A 22,935-nucleotide genomic window follows, 5' to 3' on the forward strand; every position below is an offset into this window, starting at 1 on the left:
GGTATGGCACAGAGCCCCGAGATGCGTGCCTCCGATTCCGATCGCGACCGGGTGGCGGCCGTGCTCAGAGAGCACACCGCACAAGGCCGTATCACGATGGACGAGTTCAACGAGCGGCTGGAGCAGCTCTACCAGAGCAAGACGTACGGCGAGCTGGAGCGGCTGACCGTGGACCTGCCCGATGTGGACCTGCGCCACCGGCAGCTCGCCAAGAAGTCCGACAAAGCCGACGCGAAGAAGGCCAAGGCGCACGCCGGCATGCGCGCCGCCTGGGGCGCCTGGGCCATGGCCAGCACGATCAACTGGGTGATCTGGCTGATCGTCAGCGTGACGGCCGACCATCTCATCTACCCGTGGCCGCTGTGGGTCATGGGACCGTGGGGCGTGGTGCTGCTCGTCAGCACACTCTTCGGCTCTGGCGGGTCGTCGCGGAAGCGGTGAAGTGTGCACTAGTGCACTCTGCGTATTCCTCCACAGATCGGACAGTCGAATCTTCCTAACGTGAGTCGCATCGAGAAGCACCGACTCATTGGAGGAAGACATGCGCAAGCTCATCGCGACGGCCGCCCTCGCCGGCTCCCTCGCCGCCGGCCTCGCCCTGACCGCTCCCGCCGCGCAGGCCGCCACCGCCACCACGGCCACGGCGTCCCAGAGCACCTCGGTCCACAAGTGGGGCAAGTTCTACTCCAAGAGCCACAAGGCCTACACCTACGGCTACACCTGGAAGTCCCACGGCCGGGTCTACACCAAGTGGTACGGCAAGGAGTCCACGCCGAAGTCCGGCTGGATCTGGTTCCGCTACGAGTTCAAGGGCGGCGGCGGTGGCAAGTTCAGCCGCCCGTTCGACGGCTCGCACAGCGAGACCTGGTCGAAGAAGGGGATCAAGCACGTGTACACGTACACCTGCTGGGGCGGCAAGTTCAACGACTGTGGCAAGGTGTACCGCATCTACTGATGCCCGCCGCTGACGCCCGCCCCTCAGCTCCCCTCCTGGCGGCCGTGGACGCGCACATCTCCCCGCGGCCCGGCCCGAACCCCGGAAGGCCCGCCGACGTCCCGTCGGCGGGCCTTCCCGCGTGCGTGCCGCGGGACCAGGAGGCGTCAGCCGCCGGTACGGGACGCCGCCGCGGCGAGGGCCTGGAACTCGGTCCAGGCCACCTTGGGACGGGGCAGCCCCCGGCGGTCGAGATGGGCACGGGTGGCCCGGCGCGCCCGGCGCAGCGTGCCGATCATGTCCAGCGGACGCCCGGAGCCCGCGGGCTCGACGACCTTGGCGGGGACGAACAGCCAGTCGTCGCCGTCGCGCCGCAGTTCCCCGCGTACCAGCGCGTTGTGCATCGCGGCGAGTCGTTCGTCGTGCCGGTGGACGAGGAGGCCGGCCGGCCCCGGAGCCGGCGGGCTGCATGGCAGAGAACCCAGGGCCTGCGCCGCCGTACGGCCTTCCTGTGAAGGACGCGCCGCGACGATGGCGCGTGCGGGGTCACGGGGCACCCGCCGTGGGGTAAACTGATCCGTGGTTGTGTCAGGACACCTGGCACGCGTTTCGCGTTTTTGGCTCAGGTGTCGTACACTCCTTAGTCGGCTCACTATGACTATCACGCGTCGGCGTCCTTTGCCGGTCGCCGCTCTCTTCGAAGCGTGAGGTCGCGGCTGCTTAGTGAACCGGAGCCTCAGACGATCGATCAGTGAAACGCGAGGGATTTTGGCCAAGAAAGACGGCGCCATCGAGATCGAGGGCACTGTGGTCGAGTCGCTCCCGAACGCCATGTTCCGGGTGCAGCTCGACAACGGCCATAAGGTCCTGGCCCACATCAGCGGACGGATGCGGATGCACTACATCCGGATTCTGCCTGACGACCGGGTGGTCGTGGAACTGAGCCCCTACGACCTCAGTCGTGGGCGGATCGTCTACCGATACAAGTGAAGACGTCTGAGGAACACGAAGGACAATGAAGGTAAAGCCGAGCGTCAAGAAGATCTGCGACAAGTGCAAGGTGATCCGCCGGCACGGTCGCGTCATGGTGATCTGCGACAACCTGCGCCACAAGCAGCGTCAGGGCTAGTCGCCGCGAGGCTTCTCCGAGTCCGCCCCGATTTCAGGGAGCGGGCTCGACGCATGAGGAGCCTGAGTCAGTAGTAACGCTTCACACCTGAGAAGGCGGCGTGCCGCACGGGGCCTGGCCTCGTACTGGCACGGAAGGCCGTACCACTCAGGAGACCCCCGGTCGGAGGCCGGGGCCCTCACCCCGGGCATGGGGAGGGGAGATGAGGCGTAAGACCTCCGCCACACCGAAGGAGAATGCCCGACCATGGCTCGCCTGGTTGGCGTCGACCTCCCCCGCGACAAGCGGCTGGAGATCGCTCTCACCTACATCTACGGAATCGGCCGCACCCGCGCTCAGGAGATCCTCCAGGCGACCGGTGTCAGCGGTGACCTCCGCGTGCACCAGCTCTCCGACAACGAGCTCGTCCCGATGCGTGACTACATCGAGGCGAACTTCAAGATCGAGGGTGACCTGCGCCGCGAGGTCCAGGCCGACATCCGCCGCAAGATCGAAATTGGCTGTTACCAGGGCATCAGGCACCGCAAGGGCCTGCCCGTCCACGGCCAGCGCACGCAGACCAACGCGCGCACCCGCAAGGGCAAGAAGAAGACCGTGGCCGGCAAGAAGAAGCCCGGTAAGAAGTAGTCCGCACTGGAGCGGCCGGCGCCCGGGCCCCTCAGCCGTGATCGGCGGGGGCCGGGCGGACGTGACCGCTCTCAGCAGCCGCGAGACCGAACACCTCAGGAGTGAAGGCGAAGGATGCCTCCTAAGAGCCGTCAGGGTGCGCCGAAGAAGGTGCGCCGCAAGGAAAAGAAGAACGTCGCTCATGGGCACGCCCACATCAAGAGCACGTTCAACAACACGATCGTTTCGATCACCGACCCCAACGGGAACGTGATCTCCTGGGCCAGCGCCGGCCACGTGGGTTTCAAGGGCTCCCGTAAGTCCACCCCGTTCGCCGCCCAGATGGCCGCCGAGAACGCCGCCCGCCGCGCCATGGAGCACGGCATGCGCAAGGTCGACGTCTTCGTCAAGGGCCCGGGCTCCGGCCGCGAGACCGCGATCCGCTCCCTCCAGGCCACCGGCCTCGAGGTCGGGTCGATCCAGGACGTCACCCCGGTTCCGCACAACGGCTGCCGTCCGCCGAAGCGCCGCCGCGTCTGATCCCAGGAGATATTGAGAAATGGCTCGTTACACGGGCGCGGACTGCAAGCTCTGCCGTCGCGAGAAGACCAAGCTCTTCCTCAAGGGCAGCAAGTGCGAGTCCGCCAAGTGCCCCATCGAGATCCGTCCCTACCCGCCGGGTGAGCACGGTCGCGGACGTCCGAAGGAGTCCGAGTACCAGCTTCAGCTTCGCGAGAAGCAGAAGACCCGCCGCATCTACGGCGTCCTCGAGAAGCAGTTCCACAACTACTACGAGGAAGCCACCCGCAAGACCGGCAAGACGGGTGAGGTGCTGCTCCAGATCCTGGAGACCCGCCTCGACAACGTCGTCTACCGCGCCGGTTTCGCCCAGTCGCGCGACGCCGCGCGCCAGCAGGTCCGTCACGGCCACTTCCTGGTGAACGGCAAGAAGGTCGACATCCCGTCGTACCGCGTGCGCGAGCACGACATCATCGAGGTCCGCGAGAACAAGCGCAGCCTCATGCCGTACGAGGTGGCCCGCGCCACCGCCGGCGAGCGCACCGTCCCGGCCTGGCTGGGCGTCGTGCCGGAGAAGCTCCGCGTCCTGGTCCACCAGCTGCCGGTCCGCCAGCAGATCGACACCCAGGTCCAGGAGCAGCTGATCGTCGAGTACTACTCCAAGTAGTCCTCGCCTGCTGAATGGCGTACGGCCTGCCGTACGCCATTTAGGCTGTATATCGGAGTGGCGTCATATAGCGGGCGCCACACGACAAGGGGAGTACCCGCATGCTGATCGCTCAGCGTCCGACTCTTCTCGAAGAGTCGATCGACGACACCCGGTCGCGGTTCATCATCGAGCCGCTGGAGCCGGGCTTCGGCTACACCATCGGCAACTCGCTCCGCCGCACGCTGCTGTCGTCCATTCCGGGCGCGGCCGTGACGAGCATCCGGATCGAGGGCGTGCTGCACGAGTTCTCGACCGTTCCCGGGGTCAAGGAAGACGTCACCGACATCATCCTCAACCTCAAGGAACTGGTCGTCTCCTCCGAGCACGACGAGCCGGTCGTGATGTACCTGCGCAAGCAGGGCCCCGGTGAGGTCACCGCCGCCGACATCGCGCCGCCGGCCGGTGTCGAGGTGCACAACCCGGAGCTGCGCATCGCCACGCTGAACGGCAAGGCGAAGCTGGAGATGGAGCTGACCGTCGAGCGCGGTCGCGGCTACGTCTCCGCCGCGCAGAACAAGCAGCCCGGCCAGGAGATCGGTCGCATCCCGATCGACTCCATCTACTCGCCGGTGCTCAAGGTCACCTACAAGGTCGAGGCCACCCGAGTCGAGCAGCGCACCGACTTCGACCGCCTCATCCTGGACGTCGAGACCAAGCCGGCCATGAAGCCCCGCGACGCGGTGGCCTCCGCCGGTAAGACCCTCGTCGAGCTGTTCGGCCTGGCCCGCGAGCTCAACGTCGAGGCCGAGGGCATCGACATCGGCCCGTCGCCGACCGACGCCGCCCTGGCGGCCGACCTGGCGCTGCCGATCGAGGAGCTCAACCTGACCGTCCGCTCCTACAACTGCCTCAAGCGCGAGGGCATCCACACCGTGGGTGAGCTCGTCGCCCGCAGCGAGCAGGACCTGCTGGACATCAGGAACTTCGGCGCCAAGTCGATCGAAGAGGTCAAGCAGAAGCTGCACGAGATGTCGCTGGCGCTCAAGGACTCCCCGCCCGGGTTCGACCCGAGCGCGGTGGCCGGCGCCGGTTACGACGACGACGACAGCGCGTACGTCGAGACCGAGCAGTACTGAGCCATCGCGAGGGCTTCCTCGCGAATCCCCGCACCGGGCGGTCCAGCCGCCCGGGGCGGGCGACAGTAACGGACGGCACCCGACGGGTGCCTCCGGCCCGACTCCGGTACCTGGTACGGCCGGGGCGGGTTAACTCTCAAGGAGAACGCAATGCCCAAGCCCACCAAGGGTGCACGTCTTGGCGGCAGCCCTGCCCACGAGCGGCTGATCCTGGCCAACCTGGCCACGGACCTGTTCCGCCACGGCAAGATCCGCACCACGGTTGCCAAGGCCAAGCGCCTCCGCCCGGTGGCGGAGCGCCTGATCACCAAGGCGAAGAAGGGCGACATCCACAACCGTCGCCAGGTCCTCACGGTCGTCAAGGACAAGGGCGTCGTCCACCACCTGTTCACGGAGCTCGCGACGACGTTCGCCGAGCGTCCGGGCGGCTACACCCGCATCACCAAGGTGGGGCCGCGCAAGGGTGACAACGCTCCGATGGCGGTCATCGAGCTGGTGACCGAGCCGCTGAACCCGGTTCGCGTCTCCCGCTCCGAGGCTCCGGCCGCCGCCGCTGCCCCGGCCGCCGCTCCGGCTGAGGCCGAGGAGAGCGCGGTGGAGGAGACCGAGGCTCCCGCCGCCGAGACCGCCGAGGCTCCGGCCGCCGACGAGGCGCCCGCCGCCGAGGCCGCCGACGCTCCGGCCGAGGCGAAGAAGGACGAGGCCTGATCTTTCAGGTCCCAGGCGTCGCGGGCCCGGCCCCCTCACGGGGTGCCGGGCCCGTTTCGCGTTTCACCGGCCACTGCGCGCCGGTGGTCTTTGTGCTGATGTCTTCGGGCTGATGGTCATTGTGCTGATTTCTGCCGTGCTGGGGCGCGGCTCGGGGAGGTAACTCGTGGTACGGCTCCGCCTCGACCTCGGGTACGACGGCACCGACTTCTCCGGCTGGGCCCGCCAGCCGGGGCGGCGTACCGTCCAGGGGGAGATCGAGCAGGCGCTCGGCCGGATCCTGCGGCTCGGCGAACCGCCCGCGCTGACGGTGGCGGGCCGGACCGACGCCGGGGTGCACGCGCGGCACCAGGTGGCGCATGTGGACGTCGCGGTGGGCTGTTTGTCCGAACTCGACCGCAACCGCCGCCGTCCGGCCACCGAGGCGGGACCGGCCACTCAGGCGGGACCGGTCGCCGAGGCCGGACTGGTCGCCGAGGCCGGACTGGGCGCCGAGGAGGGACCGGCCCTCGGCGACGGGGCGGATCCGGCGAACCCGGCGGGTCCGGCGAATGCTGGGGACGTCGGGGATGCCGTTGATGACGCGGTCCCGGCCGCCGCCGGCGGGCCTGCGGCGGCCACGGCGGTGGAGGAGTTGCCGCTGGACGTCGATGAGCGCCTCGCTACGCTCGTGCGACGCCTGGCCGGGATTCTGGCGACGGATGTACGGGTTCATCGGGTCTCCGTGGCTTCTGAGGGCTTCGACGCGCGGTTCTCCGCTCTGTCCCGCCGGTACGCGTACCGGGTGAGCGACGCGCCCGGCGGGAGCGACCCGCTGCGGCGGCGCGAGGTCGTGTGGCACAACCGTCCCCTGGATCTCGACGCCATGAACGCCGCGGCCGAGCGGCTGGTGGGCGAGCACGACTTCGCGGCGTTCTGCAAGAAGCGCGAGGGTGCCACCACGATCCGTGAGCTGCAACGGCTGCGGTGGGTGCGGGAGGACGACGGGCTGCTGGTGGCGACCGTGGTGGCCGACGCGTTCTGCCACTCGATGGTGCGGGCGCTCGTGGGCGCGCTGCTGGCCGTGGGCGACGGTCGCCGGCTGGTGGCGTGGCCGGGCCAGGTGCTGGCGGGTGCCGTACGGGACAGCGGGGTGCACGTCGCGCCCGCACACGGCCTGTGCCTGGAGGAGGTGCGTTACCCACCGGCGGAGGAACTCGCGGCACGCGCCGCCGCGACGCGACGCGTGCGCACCCTCTGACGGGCTTGGCGGCTGCCCGGGTGGGCGGGCAGCGGCGTTGTCCGCGTCGGCCGTCCGAGATGCGCGGGCAGCTTCGTACGGGTCGGGCGTTCCGGATGCCGGGACTGCTTTGTCCTGGTCGGCTGTCCGAGACGCGGGGCTGCTTCGTTCTGGTCAGCCGTCCGAGACGCTGAGTTGCCTTGTCCTGGTCAGCTGTTCGAGATACGGCGCTCCAGGACGAGTGACATCTCGTCGCGGAAGGCGTCGCTCACCTTGCCCAGCGTCCGATCCTTGGCCGCCGGGGTGTGACCGTCGGCGTAGGTGGCGTAGCTGAACACGATGTAGCGACCCCACACCAGGCCCGCCGCGTATCCGCCCGCGATGTCGACGCGCTCGCCGCCGGAGCCGCCGGGGCCCGGGAGGGCGCGGAACCACAGGTTGCGGCTCAGGTTCTTGGTCTGGTCGGCGCGCATGGCGGCGTCCTTGCTGGGGAGCACCGCGATGCCGCTGGTCACCGCGTAACGGCGCTTGCTGTCGACGTACGTCGCCCGCAGCACCCTGCTGCACTTCTGGTCATGCAGCGCCTCGGCGAACGGCCCCGCGGCGGCCTTGCGGCAGTCGTCCTCCATGTCCGTCTCGACCCGGGAGAACGTGGTGCCGGCCGCCTCCACCTTCTTCTCCGGGAACGCCTCGGACAGCGACAGCTTGCGCTTGTCCGTCGCCTCGGAGTCGAGCATGGCCGCCGCCGGGACACCCGACGTGCTCGACGTGGGTGACGCCGCCGACGGTGCGGAGTCGGTCGGCGCGGATGAGGGCGGCGCGGGGGCGGTGGTGCGTGCCGACGGCTGCCTGGAGGCCGCCGTGGGCGGGGGCGCGCTCACCGACTTGTACGCGAAGAACCCGCCGGTGGCGACGCCTCCCAGGACGAGAACGCCGACGACGGCCAGGACGGCCCGCTTGGCCTTGCTGGGCTGGGCGGCCGGGGGTGTGGGCGCGGCGGGCGGCTGCTTGAACGCGCCCAGCGGGTGGCCGCCGATCCGGGTCGGTGCCGAGGTGGGCAGGTCGAACGACGCGGGTGAGAGCGGGGAGCGGGGCGGCGGGTTGCTCGGCCGACCCCAGATGTCGCGGCCGAAGGGCAGCTCGGGGAGTTGCTCCTCCTGGCGCTGCTCCTCGGTCTGGGGCGGGGGCGGCCAGCCGCCGGCCGGGCGGGCGGCGTCATGCCCGTTGGCGGCGGCCTGGCCGGGGACGGCCTGGCCAGGAGAGTTCTGGCCAGGGGTGGCCTGACCGGGTGCGGTCTGATGGGGGGCGGTCTGTCCGGGTGCGGTCTGTCCGGGTGGGGTCTGACCGGGGGTGGTCTGGCCGTGGTTGGTCTGGCCGTGGTTGGTCGGGCTTTGGATGGTCTGGCCGTTCGCGTGGTGGGCGGCTGTGGGAAGGTCTGGGGCCGGGTGAGGGGCCGTGGGCTGGCTCGGGTCGGGGTGGGGCGCGCTGGGTGAGTGTTGTGCCGTCGGCGCGGTGGCGGGCGTGTGCGGGCCGCCTGATGAGGGAGTGGCTGTCTGAGGGGTGTCCGCGGTGGGTGTGCCGGGCTGCGGGGTACCTGGCTGAGGGGTACCGGGCTGCGGGGTGCCGGTTTGTGTCTGCGGAGCCGTGGCCCCCTGAGGGTGGGCGTGGTGTTCGACGGGCGGCCAGACGGGGATGTCGCCGGGCTCGGCGGGGCGTACACCGTGGGGGTGGTGCGGTGAGTCGCCAGGCGTGGCGGGGTGGGCACCGGCCGGTGGGGCAGGCGTGGACGGGCCTGCGTGCTCGCCGGGCTTGGCGCCGGCTGAGGCGCTTTGCCGACCTTGGGGCGGCTGGCCTTGCGGCGAATGACTCTGCGACGACTGACGCGGCTGCACATGGGCCTGCGGCGGCTGGGCCTGCGGGGCCTGCGGGTGAGACGGCCGGCTCGACGGCGGCTGAGTCTGTGGCGACTGTGGCTGCTGTGGCTGGGTGTGTGGTGGCGCGCCGGGGGTGGTGTCCGGGCGGGGCAGGTGCGGGACGGTCTCCCCGGGGCCGGACGTGTGTGCTCCGGCGGGGATGGTGTCGTTCGCGTCGGCCCCGGGCCAACCCGCCGGAGCGGAGCCGGGAGCCTGGGAAGCGCTCTTGCCGTGGGGAGAGCCTGGGCCATCCGAGGGGGTGACGCCGAGGGGCGGGGTGTGTGGTCCGCCTTGAGCAGGTCCGTGAGGAGTGCCGGGCGCGGGAGTGTGCGCGCCGGCGTGAGCGGGCCCGTGAGGAGTGTCGGGCGTGGGAGTGTGCGTGCCGGCGTGAGCGGGCCCGTGAGGAGCGGCGGGGGCCGGGGAGTGCGGGCCGCCCTGAGCAGGTCCCTGCGGAACGCCGGAGGCCGGGGTCTGTGGAGCGCCGTGGGCGGACTCGTGGAGAGCGCCGGGGGCGTCAGGACTGGTCGGGCCGGTGGAGGGGCTCGCCGTTGCTCCGGTCGCTTGGGCGGCGCGAGGCGGCCGGCCGATCTCGATGGGGTGAGGGGCCGTCAAGTCGGAATCGAACACGTCCGGCTGCGTGGCGTTGGGGTCGAAGGCGCGCGGGGGCGGGGTGTGGGTGGTCTGAGGGCCGACGTGGTGCGGTCCAGAGCCCTGCGGTACTGAGGCGTGCGGTCCCGGGCTCTGCGGTGCTGTGGTGTGAGGCTGGCCCGTCTGGGGGCCCACAGGGTGGGGGCCTGAGGGGTGGCCAGGGGAGCCGTAGGGGGTCGCGAGCGTGTGTGGTGCTGTGGTGTTGGGGTCGGTGGTTCCAGGAGTACCCGGAGCCCCAGGGAAGGCGGGGGTGCCCGGAGTCCCCGGAGACGCGCCGAAGCCGGGTGCGGGTTCCGGAACGCCGGAGGCCGGGTGCCCCGAAGCCGGATGGCCGGGAGCGGCGTGGTCCGTGGTGAGGGCCTCGTCGTTGTCGAGGCCGGGCACGGGTTCGCCCGTGGCGGCGGGCCACGGCGGCATGGTGGGCGGGTCGGCGACGGGGGCGGGCCACACCTGCATGCCCGCCGCCGCGGCCGTGAAAGCAGGTGGCGGCTCCCAGCGTGGCGCGCCGGGCACCACCGGGTCGGCCGCCCACGGCGGAGGCTGCTCCGCCGATCCGGCCGGCGCGGGCGGTCCCGGCCGGCCGGGGGATCCGGTGTGACCGTGCGACCCCGGCTGTGCGGGTGATCCCTGGCTCGGCGCTCCGGCATGGCCGGGCGACCCGGCGTGACCCGGTGATCCCCTGTGGGCGCTGGATCGTGCCTGGCTCGGCGGTCCCGCGTGGTGGGGGGAGCCCGGCGAGTTGGTCGGGCCTTGGGGGTACGGCTGTGCCGGCGGTAACGGCTGTCCCGGTGAGTTCGCCGGGGCGGGAGGGTGGGTCCCCGCAGAGTGCTCCAGTGAGGGTTGGGTGCCGGGTACGTGCCAGGGGCCCGGTTCGGGGGCGGGCCAGGTGGCGGACGGGTCGGTGGTCCAGGAGTCCGGCTCGGGAGAGGCCCACGGCGTGGCGTCGTCGGCCGGGGCGGCCCCCTGCGGGAACGTCGGAGCGCCGCCCTGTGCGAACGTCGGTGCGTCACCCTGCGGGAGCGCTGAGGCGGGGCCCTGCGGGAACGTGGAGTGCGTTGGGTTTGACCCTGGATATGCGGAATGCGTCGGTCGGGATGGGGCTGTCTCCGGGGCCGTGGGGCCGGGAGTCGAGGGGGCCGCGTACCAGTCGTACGGGGCCGCGTCGCCTCCGGGCACCTCCCACGGGTGCGCGCCCGCCGAGGCGCCGCCCGCACCGTGCCCGGGCGTGACCGCGTGCTCCCCGCTCCCGGACGACGAGGACGACGGGGACGACGAGGATGCGGAGGACGGCAGTGGCGGTGGCCCCCACGTGTACGGGGGACGCTCGCGCCCCGTCACGTCGGACGGCTCACGGGACGGGGACGGCGGAGAGGGGGCGCGTCGCTCAGCGGGCCGGCCGAAGCTCGGCGGTGGCGTCGCCGGCGCCGCCGGGTCGCCGGCGTCCCCGCGATCGGGCTCAGACCCAGGTTCCTGGCCACGCATAAGGGCGAGCCTAGCGAGAGTCGGGAGATCGTCATGGCGGTATGGGCGTTCCCGGCGGCATCAGGTGAGTGCTTTGTGACCTTGTCGGGTGAAGGGCGGCTTTCAGGCGGGGTGGCCGGTCAGCGAGCGCGCGTCGAGGGCCTTGAACACCGTGGCCTTGGAGATGTCGACGGCCGCCCCCATGATGGCCTTCTGGCTCTTCTTGTCGGGCTTGCTGCCGTCCTTGTTCTGGAACCAGATCAGGATCGCGTAGTGGCCGTGCGCCCATGCCTGGGCGCCGCCGCTGCCGGAGCCGACGAGCTTGGTGACCGAGTCCTTGCCGGGCAGCGGTTTGACGTAGTTGGTCTGGCTGCCGGCGGAGGCGACCTTGGTGGCGTTCTTGCCGGTCTTGAGGTTGGCCACGCCGACCGTACCGATGATCTTGCCGGCCTTGTCGCGGAAGCTGGCCCGGATGAGCTGGTTGCACTTGCCGGACTTGAGGGCCTTCTGCAGCTTGCTGCCGAGGGCGCCGTCGCCGCACTTCTTGAGCTTGCTGGTGATGGTCATCTCGTACGAGCGTCCCGACACGGCGAACTTCTTGGTCGGGAACAGCTCCTTGACCGTGAGCGGATCGGGGTCCGTGGACCGCTCGCCGGCGTAGCCGTACTTGCCGGGCGGCCCCGACGGCAGTGGCGCGGAGCTGCGGCGCGGGGCGGTGGCGGTGGACTCGGAGTCGCCGGCCTTCCACATCATGGTCAGCCCGACCACGAGCGCGGCGAGCACCGCGACGCCGCCCAGGGTGAACCAGAGGGGACCGCGCGACTTCGGGCCCTCGGCGTACGGGCTCCACGTGGCGCGGCGTTCCTGGCGTCCGGGCTCCTCGACGACCGGCGCCCGCTGCGCGGGCGACTTGTCCTGGTACGGCGGACGCGCGAAGGCACTGGTCTCGGGGACGGGGGAGGCCTCGGTCTCGGGGGCGTCGTCACGCTTCCTGCGGAAGCGGCTGGCGATGCGCTGGGTGCTGCTCTCGCTGTCGTCGGGAAAACCCATGCGGGCGAGATTACCGCGAGGACGTCAGGAATATCCGAAGTCCTGTGTCCACCACGGTCCTCCGGGACCCGACACGACGCCGACGCCGATGGCCCGGATGCGGCAGTTGAGGATGTTCTGGCGGTGGTCGCGGCTGTCGAGCCACCCCTCCACGGCCTCCTCCGGTGAGGAGTACCCGCGGCCGATGTTCTCGGCCGCGCCCGCGCGGTATCCGGCGCGCTCCATGCGGTCCCACGGTGACGCGCCGTCGGGCGACCCGTGCTCGAAGCGGCCGTGGCTCGCCATCTCCATCGAGTGGGCGCGGGCCGAGCGCGTGAGCCTGCTGTCGACGCGCAGCGGGCCGCAGCCGTGCCGGGCGCGGGCGGCGTTGGTGAGGCTGACGACCCGCGCGGCCATGGCGGAGGAGACCTGCAGGACCTCGTCGCCGAGCGCGCGCGCCGGGTCGCCGGCGGTGTAGCCGGGGACGAGGTCGCCGGTCGGCGTCCTGGTGGGCTGGACGCGGCTGCGTACGCGGGGCATCGCCGTGGCCGTGGTGGTCGAGCGCAGGATCCGGTCGGCGCGGGGACGCGCCGGCTTGGGCGTCGGCTTCGGCGTGGGGGTGGCGGCGGGCGGCGCGGTCTCGCTGAGGTAGATGTGGCCGGTCGGCTCGGCGCCGCCGGTCATCCGCGTCCCCAGCAGCACGCCCGCGAAGAACAGCGCGGCCATGAGACAGACGAGCACCCCCAGGTGACTCCGGCGCCGTGCGCTCCGCTGGGTGTGCCGGGGGTGAGAGCTCTGCCACATACCGCCACCAACGATAGAGACGCGTGGTCCTGGTAAAGAAGGGATTGCCGGGAACCGAAATAGAACCGTTCTGTGGTCGGGTAGAATCGTGCGAGGTTACCGGTCTTTTGACCTGCGCCCCCAAGGGGGGTAGCCTAATCGTTCGTTGTGTGCATAGGTCCTGCGTGACCGATGCGCGGCGCGTCCGGCGTCATCTCCCATCTGTGCGGAGACGGAAGGTCCGGGCCGTCGTGTGCCCGCACCGACCGACCCCAGCGCTGCCGCATCCGGCAGCGCGCCGAAGACGCGAGCATAAAGAAGGCTACGACCGTGCGCACGTACTCACCGAAGCCCGCCGACGTCCAGCGTCAGTGGTACGTCATCGACGCGACCGATGTCGTGCTGGGCCGGCTGGCCAGCCACGTCGCGACCCTGCTCCGCGGCAAGCACAAGCCGATCTTCGCCAACCACGTCGACACCGGTGACTTCGTCATCGTCATCAACGCCGACAAGATCGCGCTCAGCGGCAACAAGCGTGAGCAGAAGAAGGCTTACCGCCACTCGGGCTACCCGGGCGGTCTGCGTTCCGTCAGCTATGGCGAGCTCATGGACAAGCGGCCGGACAAGGCGGTCGAGAAGGCCGTCAAGGGCATGCTGCCGAAGAACTCCCTCGGCCGGAAGATGGCCAAGAAGCTGAAGGTCTACGCGGGTTCCGAGCACCCGCACCAGGCCCAGCAGCCGGTGCCGTTCGAGATCACCCAGATCGCCCAGTAGTACTTCGAAAGAGTTAGAGGAGAACCGTGGCTGAGCCCACCGGTGTCGAGACGGCCGTCGAGGCCGAGGTGGAAGACTTCTCCGGCGAGGAGTTCCCTTCCGAGTACACCACCGAATCCGCTGCCAGCGCTGACGCCCCCGTGCGCAAGCCCGTCACCACGGGCAACTCGTACGGCACCGGCCGCCGCAAGGAGGCGATCGCCCGCGTGCGCATCGTCCCCGGCACCGGCAAGTGGACGATCAACGGGCGTTCGCTGGACGTCTACTTCCCCAACAAGGTCCACCAGCAGATCGTCAACGAGCCCTTCGTGGTGCTCGGCGCCGAGGAGGCGTTCGACGTCATCGCGCGCATCGACGGCGGCGGCGTGACCGGCCAGGCCGGTGCGCTGCGCATGGGCCTGTCCCGCGCGCTGGCGATCCTGGACGTCGAGGTCAACCGCCCGCCGCTGAAGAAGGCCGGCTTCCTCACCCGTGACGCCCGCGCCACGGAGCGGAAGAAGTACGGCCTCAAGAAGGCCCGTAAGGCTCCGCAGTACAGCAAGCGCTAAATTGGCGCGTCTTTTCGGCACCGACGGGGTGCGTGGGGTCGCGGGACGCGACCTCACGGCGGAGCTCGCCATGGACCTTTCGGTCGCGGCGGCTCACGTCCTCGGCGATGCCGGCGCGTTCACCGCTACCGGACGCCGTCCGATAGCGGTCGTAGGCCGGGACCCGCGTGCCTCAGGAGAATTCCTTGAGGCCGCTGTGGTCGCCGGCCTCGCGTCGTCCGGAGTGGATGTGCTGCGCCTCGGCGTGCTGCCCACCCCGGCCGTCGCCCACCTCACCGCGGCGCTGGGCGCCGACCTGGGCGTCATGCTGTCGGCCTCGCACAACCCCGCGCCGGACAACGGCATCAAGTTCCTGGCCCGTGGCGGCTTCAAGCTGTCCGACGCGGTCGAGGACGAGATCGAGCGGCGGCTGGGCGAGGACTGGAGCTTTCCCGTCGGCTCGGCCGTCGGGCGGGTGCGCGACGCCTACGGTGAGGCCGACCGGTACATCAGCCATGTGCTGGCCACGATGCGGGGCGGGCTCGACGGGCTGCGCGTCGTCGTCGACTGCGCCCACGGGGCCGCCCACATGGTCGCGCCCGAGGCGTTGCTCCGGGCCGGTGCCCAGGTGGAGGCGATCGGGGCGCGCCCCGACGGCCTCAACATCAACGACGGTTACGGCTCCACCCACCTGGACAAGCTCCAGCAGGTGGTGATCTCGCGCGGCGCCGACGTCGGCATCGCCTACGACGGCGACGCCGACCGCTGCCTCGCGGTGGACCACACGGGCGCGGTCGTCGACGGCGACCAGATCATGGCGATCCTGGCCTCGGCGATGCACGCGGAGGGCACGCTCGCCAAGGACACCGTGGTCGCGACCGTGATGTCCAACCTGGGCTTCAAGCTGGCCATGCGCGAGGCGGGCATCACCGTGGTGGAGACCGCGGTGGGCGACCGTTACGTGCTGGAGCGCATGAAGGCCGACGGCTACAACCTCGGCGGCGAGCAGTCCGGGCATGTGATCATGCTGGACCACGCCACCACGGGTGACGGGCTGCTGACCTCGCTGCACCTGCTGTCGGTGATGGCCTCCTCGGGCAGGTCGCTGCGCGAGCTGGCATCGATCATGACGCCGATGCCGCAGGTGCTCATCAACGTCAAGGACGTGGACAAGGGCAAGGCCAAGGCCGCCGAGCTCGTGTCGGCGGTCGCCGACGCGGAGGCGGAGCTGGGCGACACCGGCCGGGTGCTGATCCGGCCGAGCGGCACCGAGCCGATGATCCGCGTGATGGTCGAGGCGTCCTCGGAGGACCAGGCCACCAAGGTGGCCGAGCGTCTCGCCGACGTGGTTCGGGTCGCCTGCGCCTGAGCAAGTGACGAAGGAGGGGTACGGCGGGCACGCCGTACCCCTCCTTCGTCGTGTCCGGCGGCCTACTCGTCGCCGGTGAGGGAGAAGGAGCGCAGCCGCTGTCCCGCCCACAGCACCGCCAGCACGGTGACGATCAGCAGGGCCGGTACGGCGAAGCCCAGCGCGACGTCGGCCTTGAGGAACGGCGAGGTGGAGATCTGGTCGGCGATCGACTGGGCCCACTGCTGGACCGAGAACTTGCGGGCGCCCGGCACGAAGCCGCCCACCAGCCCTTCCCAGACCAGGGCGTAGACGACGCCGATCGTCACGGCGTGGCGCGTGACCACGCCGAGCAGCAGGAAGACCGCCGCGTACGCGATGCCCGCCGCGAGCGCGCCGACGGCGAAGCCGGGCGCGATGGCGTCCTCGGTGCCCACGAGCAGCCAGGCCGCGACGTAGGTCGGCACGGCGGCGAAGAGCGCCAGCAGCGACGCCGCGACGAGGAACTTGGTCCGGGCGATGACCGGCCGGGAGATCGGCTTGGACATCAGGTGGATGATCGTGCCGTCGTCGATCTCGGGGGCGATGACGCCCGTGCCGGCGATGAGGCCGAGCAGGGGCAACATGGTGCCGATGGCGAAGTTCTGCATGAGCAGCATGGCCGAGCGCTGGTCGTCGCTGCCCATCAGGCGCAGGAGCAGGGCGAGGCCCACGAGCGCCGTAGGGAGAAGGAGGAGCAGAACGATACGGCGTCGCCCGAGCAACGCCCGATACGTGATGCCCGCCACCACGGCATTCATTGCCTCACTCCGTTCGGCGGCTCGGTCGCTGGCACCCGGTGTCTTCCCTCGTCGCTCCCGGCGCTCCTCAGTCCAGGCGCCGGCGCTCGCTCGCGGGTCCAGACACCGGCGCTCTCTCGCGGATTCATCAGGTGCTCCGGTTGATCAGGTAGGAGAAGACGCTTTCGAGGTCTTCGTCGGCGGGGGAGACCTCGTGCAGGCGGATGCCCTCGGTGCGGGCGACGCGGGGCAGGAGCCGGGCGAAGCCGCGGAACTCCACGGCCCGCACCTCCAGCCCGTCGGGCCCGAGGGAGACCCCGCCCGCCGAGTCGTCGAGCATGAGCGCCGCGGCCAGCCGCCGGTCGTCGCTGCTGCGGATGCGGAACAGGTGCGGCCGGTCGGTCATCAGCCGGCGGATCTCGCGGAAGTCGCCCGAGGCGGCGTGCCGGCCGGCGACGAGCACCTCGATGTGCTGGGCGACCCGCTCGACCTCCTCCAGGATGTGCGAGCTGAACAGGATGGTCTTGCCGGCGGCGCCCATCGAGCGGATCAGGTCCATGAGGTGCATCCGCTGGCGCGGGTCCATGCCGTTGAACGGCTCGTCGAGCAGCAGCACCGGCGGGTCGTGGACGAGCGCGGCGGCCACCTTGACGCGCTGGCGCATGCCCTTGGAGTACGTCTCGACCCGCCGGTCCTTGGGCTCCTCCATCTCGACCGTGGCCAGCGCCTTACGGGCGGCCTCGACCGGGTCGGGCAGCCCGTGCAGGCGGGCGGCCGACAGCACGAACTGCCAGCCGGTCAGGAAGCCGTAGACGCCCTCCCGCTCCGGGACGAGGCCGATGTGGCGGTAGACGTGGTGGTTCTTCCAGACGCGGGTGCCGTCCAGCGTGACGGTGCCGTTCGACGGCGCGAGGAACCCGGCCATCATGTGCAGCAGCGTCGACTTGCCCGCCCCGTTGGGCCCGAGCAGCCCGGTGACCCCGGGCGCGATGGTCATGGTCACGTCGTTGACCGCGACGACGTTGCCGTACCAGCGCGAGACCTGCGCCAACTCGATGTTCACCGCGAGGCCGCCTTCCGGTAGCGGAGCGCGAGCGCCGCCACGGCGGCGGCGATGAGCAGGACCACGATGACGAGGGGGACGGGCCCTTCGGGGTAGCCGCCCTCCGAGTTCGGCGTCGTGCCGAACAGCCATACCTGGACGGCGTCCACCAGCCAGAACGGGTTGAGCAGCCAGGCCCACCGGGCAGCGGCGTCGTTGCCGACGGACAGCAGCGTGCTGTACACGATCGGGACCGAGGCCGAGGCGAGCAGGTACAGGGCGATCACGGAGGCGACGCCTAGCCCGCGCCGCGGCGTCAGCGAGGCGATGGCCAGCCCGAACGCCGACAGCAGCACCGCGAGCAGCAGGCCGGTGACCATGGCGCCCGCGTACTCCTTGGTGTGGGGCGGCCCGGGGAGGTCCACGAGCAGCTCGCCGGCGAACATGAGGGTCAGCGGCACCGCGATCAGCGCGTAGAGGGCGACGGTCATCGCGACGACCTTGGCGCCGACGTACTCGGTGATCGTGACCGGGCGCGACAGGTAGAGCGGCAGCACCCGGAAGCGCAGGTCGGGGGCCACGACCGTGGGCGCCTGCGCGGCCAGGAAGATGGCCAGCACGGCCTGCATGATGACCGCGAAGCCGCTGTAGCTGAGGCCCTCGCGCCGCATCAGCGCCATGATCGCGATGGACACGATCGCGGGCAGCACCATGATGGCGGCCAGCGAGAACGGCACGAGCTTGCTGCGGGCCGGGCGGCCGAGGCCGAACACGCCGCGCAGGCTGTGGACGGTGAGCGCCCGGGTGGTGTGGCCGCGCCCGAGCCGGGGGCCGTCGTAGTGGCGGTATCCGATGTCGTAGATCTCAGACACCAGCGGCCTCCCTGAAGACGTCCTCGATGCGCTGCCGGCCGCGTTCGAGCCGGATGAGGCACAGGCCGAGGTCGGCGGTCGCGTCGCGGATGGCGTCGAGAGTGTCGGGGCCGGTGACGTCGACCAGCAGCATCCGCCCGTGCGGGGCGACGCCGTGGCCCAGCTCGGCCAGCCGGTCGGCCAGCGCCTGGGTGCCCTCGTCGACCTCCACGGTGACGCTCCGCGTCGCCTGGGTGAACTCGCCGATCGCGGACGAGCGCAGCAGCCGCCCGGCGTCGATGACGATCACGTGGTCGCACACCCGTTCCAGCTCGCCGAGCAGGTGGGAGGTGACCAGCACGCTGATGCCGAACTCGGTGCCGATGCGCCGGATCAGGGTGAGCATCTCGTCGCGTCCGCGCGGGTCGAGCCCGTTGGTCGGCTCGTCCAGGAGGATGAGCTTGGGGTCGTGGACGAGCGCCTGGGCGAGCTTGACACGCTGCTTCATGCCGGTGGAGTAGCCGCCGACAGGACGGTAGCGTTCCTCGGCCAGCCCGACGTGGCGCAGTACGTCGGCGGCCCGCTCCCGGGCGGCCGTGCGGGGGAGCCCGGACATCCGGGCGAGGTGGACGACCAGTTCGGTGGCGGAGACGTCAGGCGGCAGGCACTCGTGCTCGGGCATGTAGCCGACGAGCCGGCGGATGTCGGGTCCGCGCGTCGTGACGTCGAGGCCGAGCACGCTGGCGCCGCCGGCCGTGGGCGGGAGCAGCCCCAGCAGGATCTTGATCAGCGTCGACTTGCCGGCCCCGTTGGCCCCGACCAGGCCGGTGACGCCAGGTCCGGCGGTGACGGTGAGCCCGTCGAGCGCCGTGACGGTCGGGAAGCGTTTGGTCAGCCCCTCGGTGTCGAGGATGTGCATGATCCGGACACTACCCGCCGGTGTCACCCCGCGGCATCGGCCTCACGGAGGACGTACGTCCTACTTGAGGCCAGAATCTGTGCTGGACCCAGAGGGTGGCGGTGCCCGCGATCACCATGCCGGCGACGTTCACCGCGAGCTGCGAGACGGAGCCCGCGACCTCGGCCCAGTCGCCGAGCGCGATCGCCACGGCCGCGTAGCCGGCGGCGGGCACCGTGGTCACGGAGATGAAGACGCCGATGAGCGCCGTCGACTTGCCCGCCGTGATCGACAGCACCCCGGCCACGCCGGCGAGCAGCGCCACGATGAAGGACCACCGGTCGGGCTTGACGATGAACTGGAGCTCGTCGTTGCCGAGCAGGCTCGACGGCTCGATCCAGCCGAGCCCGCGCAGGGTCAGCGAGAAGGCGACGGTCACGGCGATGGCGATCGAGAAGCCCACCACCAGCGTCCTGAAGGCGCCTGTGACGAGGCGCCAGCGCCCGCGCAGCAGCCCGAAGCAGATGGCCGCGATCGGGCCGAACTCCGGCCCGAGGACCATGGCCCCGACGACGAGGATGATCGACTTCTGGAGCACGCCGATGGCGGTGAGGTGGGTGGCGATGCCCAGGAACATGAGGTACGCCCAGGTGATGCGCGAGTCGGCGTGAACCCGGTGCTCCAGCTCTTCCCAGATGACGGCGTCGTCGGGGTCACCCGGGGCGTCCTCCACCGCCTGCTCGGCGACTCTGGAGATCGACAGGTGGACGGGCTCTGCGGCGATCGAGCCCACCTCGCGCAGCCAGGACAGGTCGCCGATCACCTCGTTGGCCGACTCGCGCGCCACGTCGGCGAGCACGAGGTCGCCCGCCGGCTCCCGCGCGGCGCCGGGCAGGACGACGATGTTGGTGGCTCCCGTGCACCCCTCCAGCACCGACGTCACCTCGGCGGTGCGGGAGGAGGGAGTGATCAGTCGCAGGTGGAGCATCGGGCCATTCTCTTCCATGCCGGGGCCCCGGCGGGCCCCAGCGAGGCGGAGGCGTCAGGTGCGGCGCAGGCGCACCCTCCGGACGGAGTGGTCGGCGCCCTTCTGGAGGACGAGATCGGCGCGGCCCCGGGTCGGGGCGATGTTCTCGACGAGGTTGCGCTCGTTGATGTCGCGCCAGACGTCGACGGCGAACTTCGTGGCCTCCTCGTACGACAGTTCGGCGATGTACCGGAAGTACGACTTGGGGTCCTCGAAGGCGGTGCGGCGCAGCTTGTGGAAGCGTTCGACGTACCAGGTGCGGATGTCCTCGACCTTGGCGTCCACGTAGATGGAGAAGTCGAAGTAGTCGTTGACCGCGAGCGAGGTGGGCGGGGCCGGTTGGAGGACGTTCAGCCCCTCGATGATGAGGATGTCCGGACTTTTCACGCTCTGGGTCGCGCCGGGGACGATGTCGTACTCAAGGTGGCTGTAGATCGGGGCCTTCACCTCGGCCGCCCCTGCCTTCACCTCGGCCACGAACCGGACCAGCGCCCTGCGGTCGTAGCTCTCGGGGAAGCCCTTGCGGTGCATGATGCCCTTGGCCTCCAGCACCGTGTTCGGGTAGAGGAAGCTGTCGGTGGTGATCAGTTCCACGTGCGGGTGCTCGGGCCAGCGGGCCAGCAGCGTGTGCAGCAGCCGCGCCGTGGTCGACTTGCCGACCGCGACGCTGCCCGCGATGCCCAGGATGTACGGCACGCGCCGCTCGGGATGGCCGAGGAAGGCGCTGAGCACGCTACTGCGCTGCTTGGACCCCGTGTAGTGCAGGTTCAGCAGCCGGGTCAGGGGGAGGTAGATGTCGGTGACCTCGACCAGGTCGATGGGGTCGTCGAGGCCGCGCAGCTCTTCCAGCTCTTCTGCGGTGAGAGTCAAGGGCGTGTTCTTGCGGAGGTCGCTCCACTGCTCCCTGCTCAGTTCCACGTAGCCGTTGTTCACCTAGGCAGCGTAGCGACGCCGCGGGCAGGGAAGTCGGCGGGGTCGGCGAGTTGTCCACAGCCTGTGGATGAACCTGTGGGGATTATCGACAGTCAGTTCGGGGAAAGGTGCGCGTTCCCTCGCCGTCGACACGTCGTCATCTCCGCGAAACCGGGCTTGGCACGCTTGCCGGGCGGCTACTGTTCGGTGAAGCCAGCGTCCCCGGGAGGGTTCATGGACCGTCGTCGCTTCCTGGCCAGGGCCGCCGTGGCGGCCGCCACCGGCATCGCCGGGCCGTTCGCGGGCGTCGCCTGCGCGGGCGAGCAGGGCGGAGTCACCCGGGTCAAGGGCTACGGCCCGCTGCGGCCCGTACGCGACAAGCGCGACGGCGTGGTGCGGCTCCACCTGCCCGACGGGTTCGCCTACCGCTCGTTCAACGAGGCGGGCAGCGCGTTCCCCGACGGCTCCACCGTGCCCGGCCGCCACGACGGCATGGCGGCGTTCGCCGGCCCGCGCGGCACCGCGTACCTCGTGCGCAACCACGAGGTCGGCGGCCCCGTCGGCGCCTTCGGCGACAAGGACAAGGCCTACGACCCGATGGCGGGCGGCGGCACCGTCACCCTCCAGGTCACCCGGCACGGCGAGGTGCTCAAGGCCGCCCCGTCGCTCAACGGCACCATGCTCAACTGCTCCGGCGGTCCCATGCCCTGGAAGGCGTGGGTGAGCTGCGAGGAGACCGTCAACGGGCCCGACGTCGGCGACGACCACTCCGGCGGCGACAACTCCAAGCTCACCCGCAGGCACGGCTACGTCTTCGAGGTGCCCGTGACCGGCGCCGCGACGGCCAAGCCGATCAGGTCGGCCGGGCGGTTCGCGCACGAGTCGGCCGCCTTCGACCCCGAGTCGGGCGCGCTCTACCTCACCGAGGACTGCTTCAGCTTCGCCTCCGGCTTCTACCGCTACCTGCCGCCCAAACACCCGCTCAAGGCCGGCCGCCTCCTCGACGGCGGGAAGCTCCAGATGCTGGCGGTCAAGGGCTCCCCGCGCGAGGACCTGTCCGCGGGCCAGCGCCACGGCGCCTCCTACGCCACCACCTGGGTGGACATCGACGAGCCCGACCCGTCGTTCACCGGGAGACCGGCGAACGACGAGGCCGTGCAGGCGGTCGGCAAGCAGGGCCGGGCCAAGGGCGCCGCGATCTTCTCCCGGCTCGAAGGCGCGATCCACCACCAGGGCACCATCTACTTCGTCTCCACCCAGGGCGGCGCCACCGCGCCGGGCGACACGGCCCCCTCCGGGTTCGGCAAGGGCCGCGGGCAGGTCTGGGCGTACGAGACGTGGAGCGGCCGGCTGAAGCTCGTCTACGAGTCGCCGGGCTCGACCGTGCTGGACCTGCCCGACAACGTGACGGCCAGCCCCCGCGGCACCCTCGTGCTGTGCGAGGACGGCGACGGCGACAACTACCTGCGCGGCCTGACCCGGCACGGCGAGCTGTTCGACTTCTGCCGCATGCAGCCCGTCGCGGGCGACCCGGGCGCGGAGTTCGCCGGGTCCACGTTCGGCCCCGGCGGCCACACCCTGTACGTGAACGTCCAGTCCACGCACGGCATGTCGTTCGCGATCTGGGGGCCGTGGCAGCGCGGAGCCTTCTGACGCGCCCGGAGGCGGCGGTTAGCCTGGGGGCATGATCCTGGGCATCGGGGTGGACGTGGTGGACATCGCCCGGTTCGAGGCCACGCTGGAGCGCACGCCCGGCCTGCGGACACGGCTGTTCACCGAGCGCGAGCGCGACCTGCCGGTGCGGTCGCTGGCCGCCCGCTTCGCCGCCAAGGAGGCCGTGGCCAAGGCGCTCGGCGGCCCCAAGGGGGTCGCCCACCTGGAGGCCGAGGTGCGCCGCGGCGAGAGCGGCAAGCCCGAGCTGCACGTCACCGGCCGCGCCGCCGAGGCCGCCTACGAGCTCGGCGTCAAGCGCTGGCACCTGTCCCTCAGCCACGACGCGGGCGTCGCCGTGGCCTACGTGATCGCGGAGGGATAGCTTCGGAT

27 protein-coding genes are annotated in these 22,935 nt (G+C 70.9%); 17 read left to right on the forward strand and 10 right to left on the reverse strand.

Annotated elements, in window-relative coordinates:
• Positions 1–3: 3 nt before the first annotated feature.
• Entirely contained in the window at positions 4–441 is a 438-nt protein-coding gene (locus tag AB0H81_RS08160; protein WP_358370861.1) for a DUF1707 domain-containing protein, read from the forward strand.
• Between the two features lie 100 nt (positions 442–541).
• The gene (locus AB0H81_RS08165) at positions 542–955 is read left to right on the forward strand and encodes a hypothetical protein (protein WP_358370864.1); all 414 of its coding nucleotides are present in this window, start codon (positions 542–544) and stop codon (positions 953–955) included.
• A 146-nt stretch (positions 956–1,101) separates the two neighbouring features.
• Here the strand turns inward: AB0H81_RS08165 and AB0H81_RS08170 are convergent, their stop codons facing one another.
• On the reverse strand, positions 1,102–1,491 hold the full coding sequence (locus tag AB0H81_RS08170; protein WP_358370866.1) for a hypothetical protein: 390 nt from the start codon (positions 1,489–1,491) through the stop codon (positions 1,102–1,104).
• A gap of 211 nt (positions 1,492–1,702) precedes the next feature.
• Here AB0H81_RS08170 and infA point away from each other — a divergent pair, with 211 nt between their 5' ends.
• The 8 genes from infA to AB0H81_RS08210 all read left to right on the forward strand — a co-directional run bounded on the left by infA (position 1,703) and on the right by AB0H81_RS08210 (position 6,921).
• Positions 1,703–1,924 (forward strand): translation initiation factor IF-1, encoded by a 222-nt coding sequence (gene infA, locus AB0H81_RS08175; protein WP_012887858.1) that lies wholly within the window; start codon positions 1,703–1,705, stop codon positions 1,922–1,924.
• A 25-nt stretch (positions 1,925–1,949) separates the two neighbouring features.
• Entirely contained in the window at positions 1,950–2,063 is a 114-nt protein-coding gene (gene rpmJ / locus AB0H81_RS08180) for a 50S ribosomal protein L36 (RefSeq protein ID WP_003956441.1), read from the forward strand.
• Between the two features lie 246 nt (positions 2,064–2,309).
• Positions 2,310–2,690 (forward strand): 30S ribosomal protein S13, encoded by a 381-nt coding sequence (gene rpsM / locus AB0H81_RS08185; RefSeq protein ID WP_358370868.1) that lies wholly within the window; start codon positions 2,310–2,312, stop codon positions 2,688–2,690.
• A 114-nt stretch (positions 2,691–2,804) separates the two neighbouring features.
• The gene (rpsK, locus tag AB0H81_RS08190; protein ID WP_020542285.1) at positions 2,805–3,209 is read left to right on the forward strand and encodes a 30S ribosomal protein S11; all 405 of its coding nucleotides are present in this window, start codon (positions 2,805–2,807) and stop codon (positions 3,207–3,209) included.
• Between the two features lie 19 nt (positions 3,210–3,228).
• Positions 3,229–3,855 carry a 30S ribosomal protein S4 gene (rpsD, locus tag AB0H81_RS08195; RefSeq protein WP_175587885.1) on the forward strand — a complete coding sequence of 209 codons (627 nt, stop codon included), beginning with the start codon at positions 3,229–3,231 and terminating at the stop codon, positions 3,853–3,855.
• Between the two features lie 101 nt (positions 3,856–3,956).
• Positions 3,957–4,973, forward strand: coding sequence for a DNA-directed RNA polymerase subunit alpha (locus AB0H81_RS08200; protein WP_175587884.1), 1,017 nt, complete (start codon positions 3,957–3,959; stop codon positions 4,971–4,973).
• Positions 4,974–5,123: 150 nt separating this feature from the next.
• The gene (gene rplQ / locus AB0H81_RS08205) at positions 5,124–5,681 is read left to right on the forward strand and encodes a 50S ribosomal protein L17 (RefSeq protein WP_358370871.1); all 558 of its coding nucleotides are present in this window, start codon (positions 5,124–5,126) and stop codon (positions 5,679–5,681) included.
• 166 nt (positions 5,682–5,847) lie between these two features.
• Complete coding sequence (locus AB0H81_RS08210; RefSeq protein ID WP_358370873.1) at positions 5,848–6,921, forward strand: tRNA pseudouridine synthase A; 1,074 nt, start codon at positions 5,848–5,850, stop codon at positions 6,919–6,921.
• A 188-nt stretch (positions 6,922–7,109) separates the two neighbouring features.
• Here AB0H81_RS08210 and AB0H81_RS08215 read toward each other — a convergent pair whose 3' ends face one another.
• Positions 7,110–7,637: a hypothetical protein gene (locus AB0H81_RS08215; RefSeq protein WP_358370876.1), complete on the reverse strand. Its 528-nt coding sequence runs from the start codon at positions 7,635–7,637 to the stop codon at positions 7,110–7,112.
• On the opposite strand from AB0H81_RS08215, the gene AB0H81_RS08220 reads away from it, so the two are divergent.
• Together AB0H81_RS08220 and AB0H81_RS08225 are read left to right on the forward strand one after the other, a co-directional pair.
• Complete coding sequence (locus AB0H81_RS08220) at positions 7,636–8,184, forward strand: hypothetical protein (protein WP_358370879.1); 549 nt, start codon at positions 7,636–7,638, stop codon at positions 8,182–8,184. The genes AB0H81_RS08215 and AB0H81_RS08220 overlap by 2 nt on opposite strands.
• Before the next feature lie 1,671 nt (positions 8,185–9,855).
• Positions 9,856–10,059 carry a hypothetical protein gene (locus AB0H81_RS08225; protein ID WP_358370882.1) on the forward strand — a complete coding sequence of 68 codons (204 nt, stop codon included), beginning with the start codon at positions 9,856–9,858 and terminating at the stop codon, positions 10,057–10,059.
• Positions 10,060–11,045: 986 nt separating this feature from the next.
• Here the strand turns inward: AB0H81_RS08225 and AB0H81_RS08230 are convergent.
• Both AB0H81_RS08230 and AB0H81_RS08235 read right to left on the reverse strand, forming a co-directional pair.
• On the reverse strand, positions 11,046–11,972 hold the full coding sequence (locus tag AB0H81_RS08230; protein ID WP_358370884.1) for a hypothetical protein: 927 nt from the start codon (positions 11,970–11,972) through the stop codon (positions 11,046–11,048).
• A 24-nt stretch (positions 11,973–11,996) separates the two neighbouring features.
• Positions 11,997–12,692 (reverse strand): CAP domain-containing protein, encoded by a 696-nt coding sequence (locus AB0H81_RS08235; RefSeq protein ID WP_358370887.1) that lies wholly within the window; start codon positions 12,690–12,692, stop codon positions 11,997–11,999.
• 372 nt (positions 12,693–13,064) lie between these two features.
• On the opposite strand from AB0H81_RS08235, the gene rplM reads away from it, so the two are divergent.
• The 3 genes from rplM to glmM are packed head-to-tail and all read left to right on the forward strand — an operon-like array spanning position 13,065 to position 15,404.
• Positions 13,065–13,508 (forward strand): 50S ribosomal protein L13, encoded by a 444-nt coding sequence (gene rplM, locus AB0H81_RS08240; RefSeq protein WP_106236123.1) that lies wholly within the window; start codon positions 13,065–13,067, stop codon positions 13,506–13,508.
• Between the two features lie 26 nt (positions 13,509–13,534).
• Positions 13,535–14,056 (forward strand): 30S ribosomal protein S9, encoded by a 522-nt coding sequence (rpsI, locus tag AB0H81_RS08245; RefSeq protein ID WP_185088206.1) that lies wholly within the window; start codon positions 13,535–13,537, stop codon positions 14,054–14,056.
• 1 nt (position 14,057) lies between these two features.
• Positions 14,058–15,404, forward strand: a complete 1,347-nt coding sequence (gene glmM, locus AB0H81_RS08250; protein ID WP_358370890.1) for a phosphoglucosamine mutase — start codon at positions 14,058–14,060, stop codon at positions 15,402–15,404.
• Between the two features lie 62 nt (positions 15,405–15,466).
• Here glmM and AB0H81_RS08255 read toward each other — a convergent pair whose 3' ends face one another.
• The 6 genes from AB0H81_RS08255 to coaA all read right to left on the reverse strand — a co-directional run bounded on the left by AB0H81_RS08255 (position 15,467) and on the right by coaA (position 20,898).
• Positions 15,467–16,183, reverse strand: a complete 717-nt coding sequence (locus AB0H81_RS08255) for an ABC transporter permease subunit (RefSeq protein ID WP_358370892.1) — start codon at positions 16,181–16,183, stop codon at positions 15,467–15,469.
• 127 nt (positions 16,184–16,310) lie between these two features.
• Positions 16,311–17,225: an ABC transporter ATP-binding protein gene (locus AB0H81_RS08260; RefSeq protein ID WP_358370895.1), complete on the reverse strand. Its 915-nt coding sequence runs from the start codon at positions 17,223–17,225 to the stop codon at positions 16,311–16,313.
• Positions 17,222–18,076 carry an ABC transporter permease gene (locus AB0H81_RS08265; protein WP_358370898.1) on the reverse strand — a complete coding sequence of 285 codons (855 nt, stop codon included), beginning with the start codon at positions 18,074–18,076 and terminating at the stop codon, positions 17,222–17,224. Before AB0H81_RS08265 ends, AB0H81_RS08260 begins: the two co-directional genes overlap by 4 nt.
• A complete protein-coding gene (locus AB0H81_RS08270; protein WP_358370901.1) occupies positions 18,069–18,974 on the reverse strand; it encodes an ABC transporter ATP-binding protein in 906 nt (301 codons plus the stop codon). The genes AB0H81_RS08265 and AB0H81_RS08270 overlap by 8 nt, the downstream gene beginning before the upstream one ends.
• Before the next feature lie 10 nt (positions 18,975–18,984).
• Positions 18,985–19,941 (reverse strand): DUF389 domain-containing protein, encoded by a 957-nt coding sequence (locus AB0H81_RS08275; protein WP_358370904.1) that lies wholly within the window; start codon positions 19,939–19,941, stop codon positions 18,985–18,987.
• A gap of 54 nt (positions 19,942–19,995) precedes the next feature.
• Entirely contained in the window at positions 19,996–20,898 is a 903-nt protein-coding gene (coaA, locus tag AB0H81_RS08280) for a type I pantothenate kinase (protein WP_358371059.1), read from the reverse strand.
• Between the two features lie 228 nt (positions 20,899–21,126).
• Here coaA and AB0H81_RS08285 point away from each other — a divergent pair, with 228 nt between their 5' ends.
• On the forward strand, positions 21,127–22,545 hold the full coding sequence (locus AB0H81_RS08285) for an alkaline phosphatase PhoX (RefSeq protein WP_358370907.1): 1,419 nt from the start codon (positions 21,127–21,129) through the stop codon (positions 22,543–22,545).
• A gap of 31 nt (positions 22,546–22,576) precedes the next feature.
• On the forward strand, positions 22,577–22,927 hold the full coding sequence (locus AB0H81_RS08290) for a holo-ACP synthase (RefSeq protein ID WP_358370910.1): 351 nt from the start codon (positions 22,577–22,579) through the stop codon (positions 22,925–22,927).
• Positions 22,928–22,935: the final 8 nt, after the last annotated feature.

The sequence above is a fragment of the Nonomuraea sp. NPDC050691 genome (assembly GCF_040654455.1).
Lineage (GTDB): Bacteria > Actinomycetota > Actinomycetes > Streptosporangiales > Streptosporangiaceae > Nonomuraea.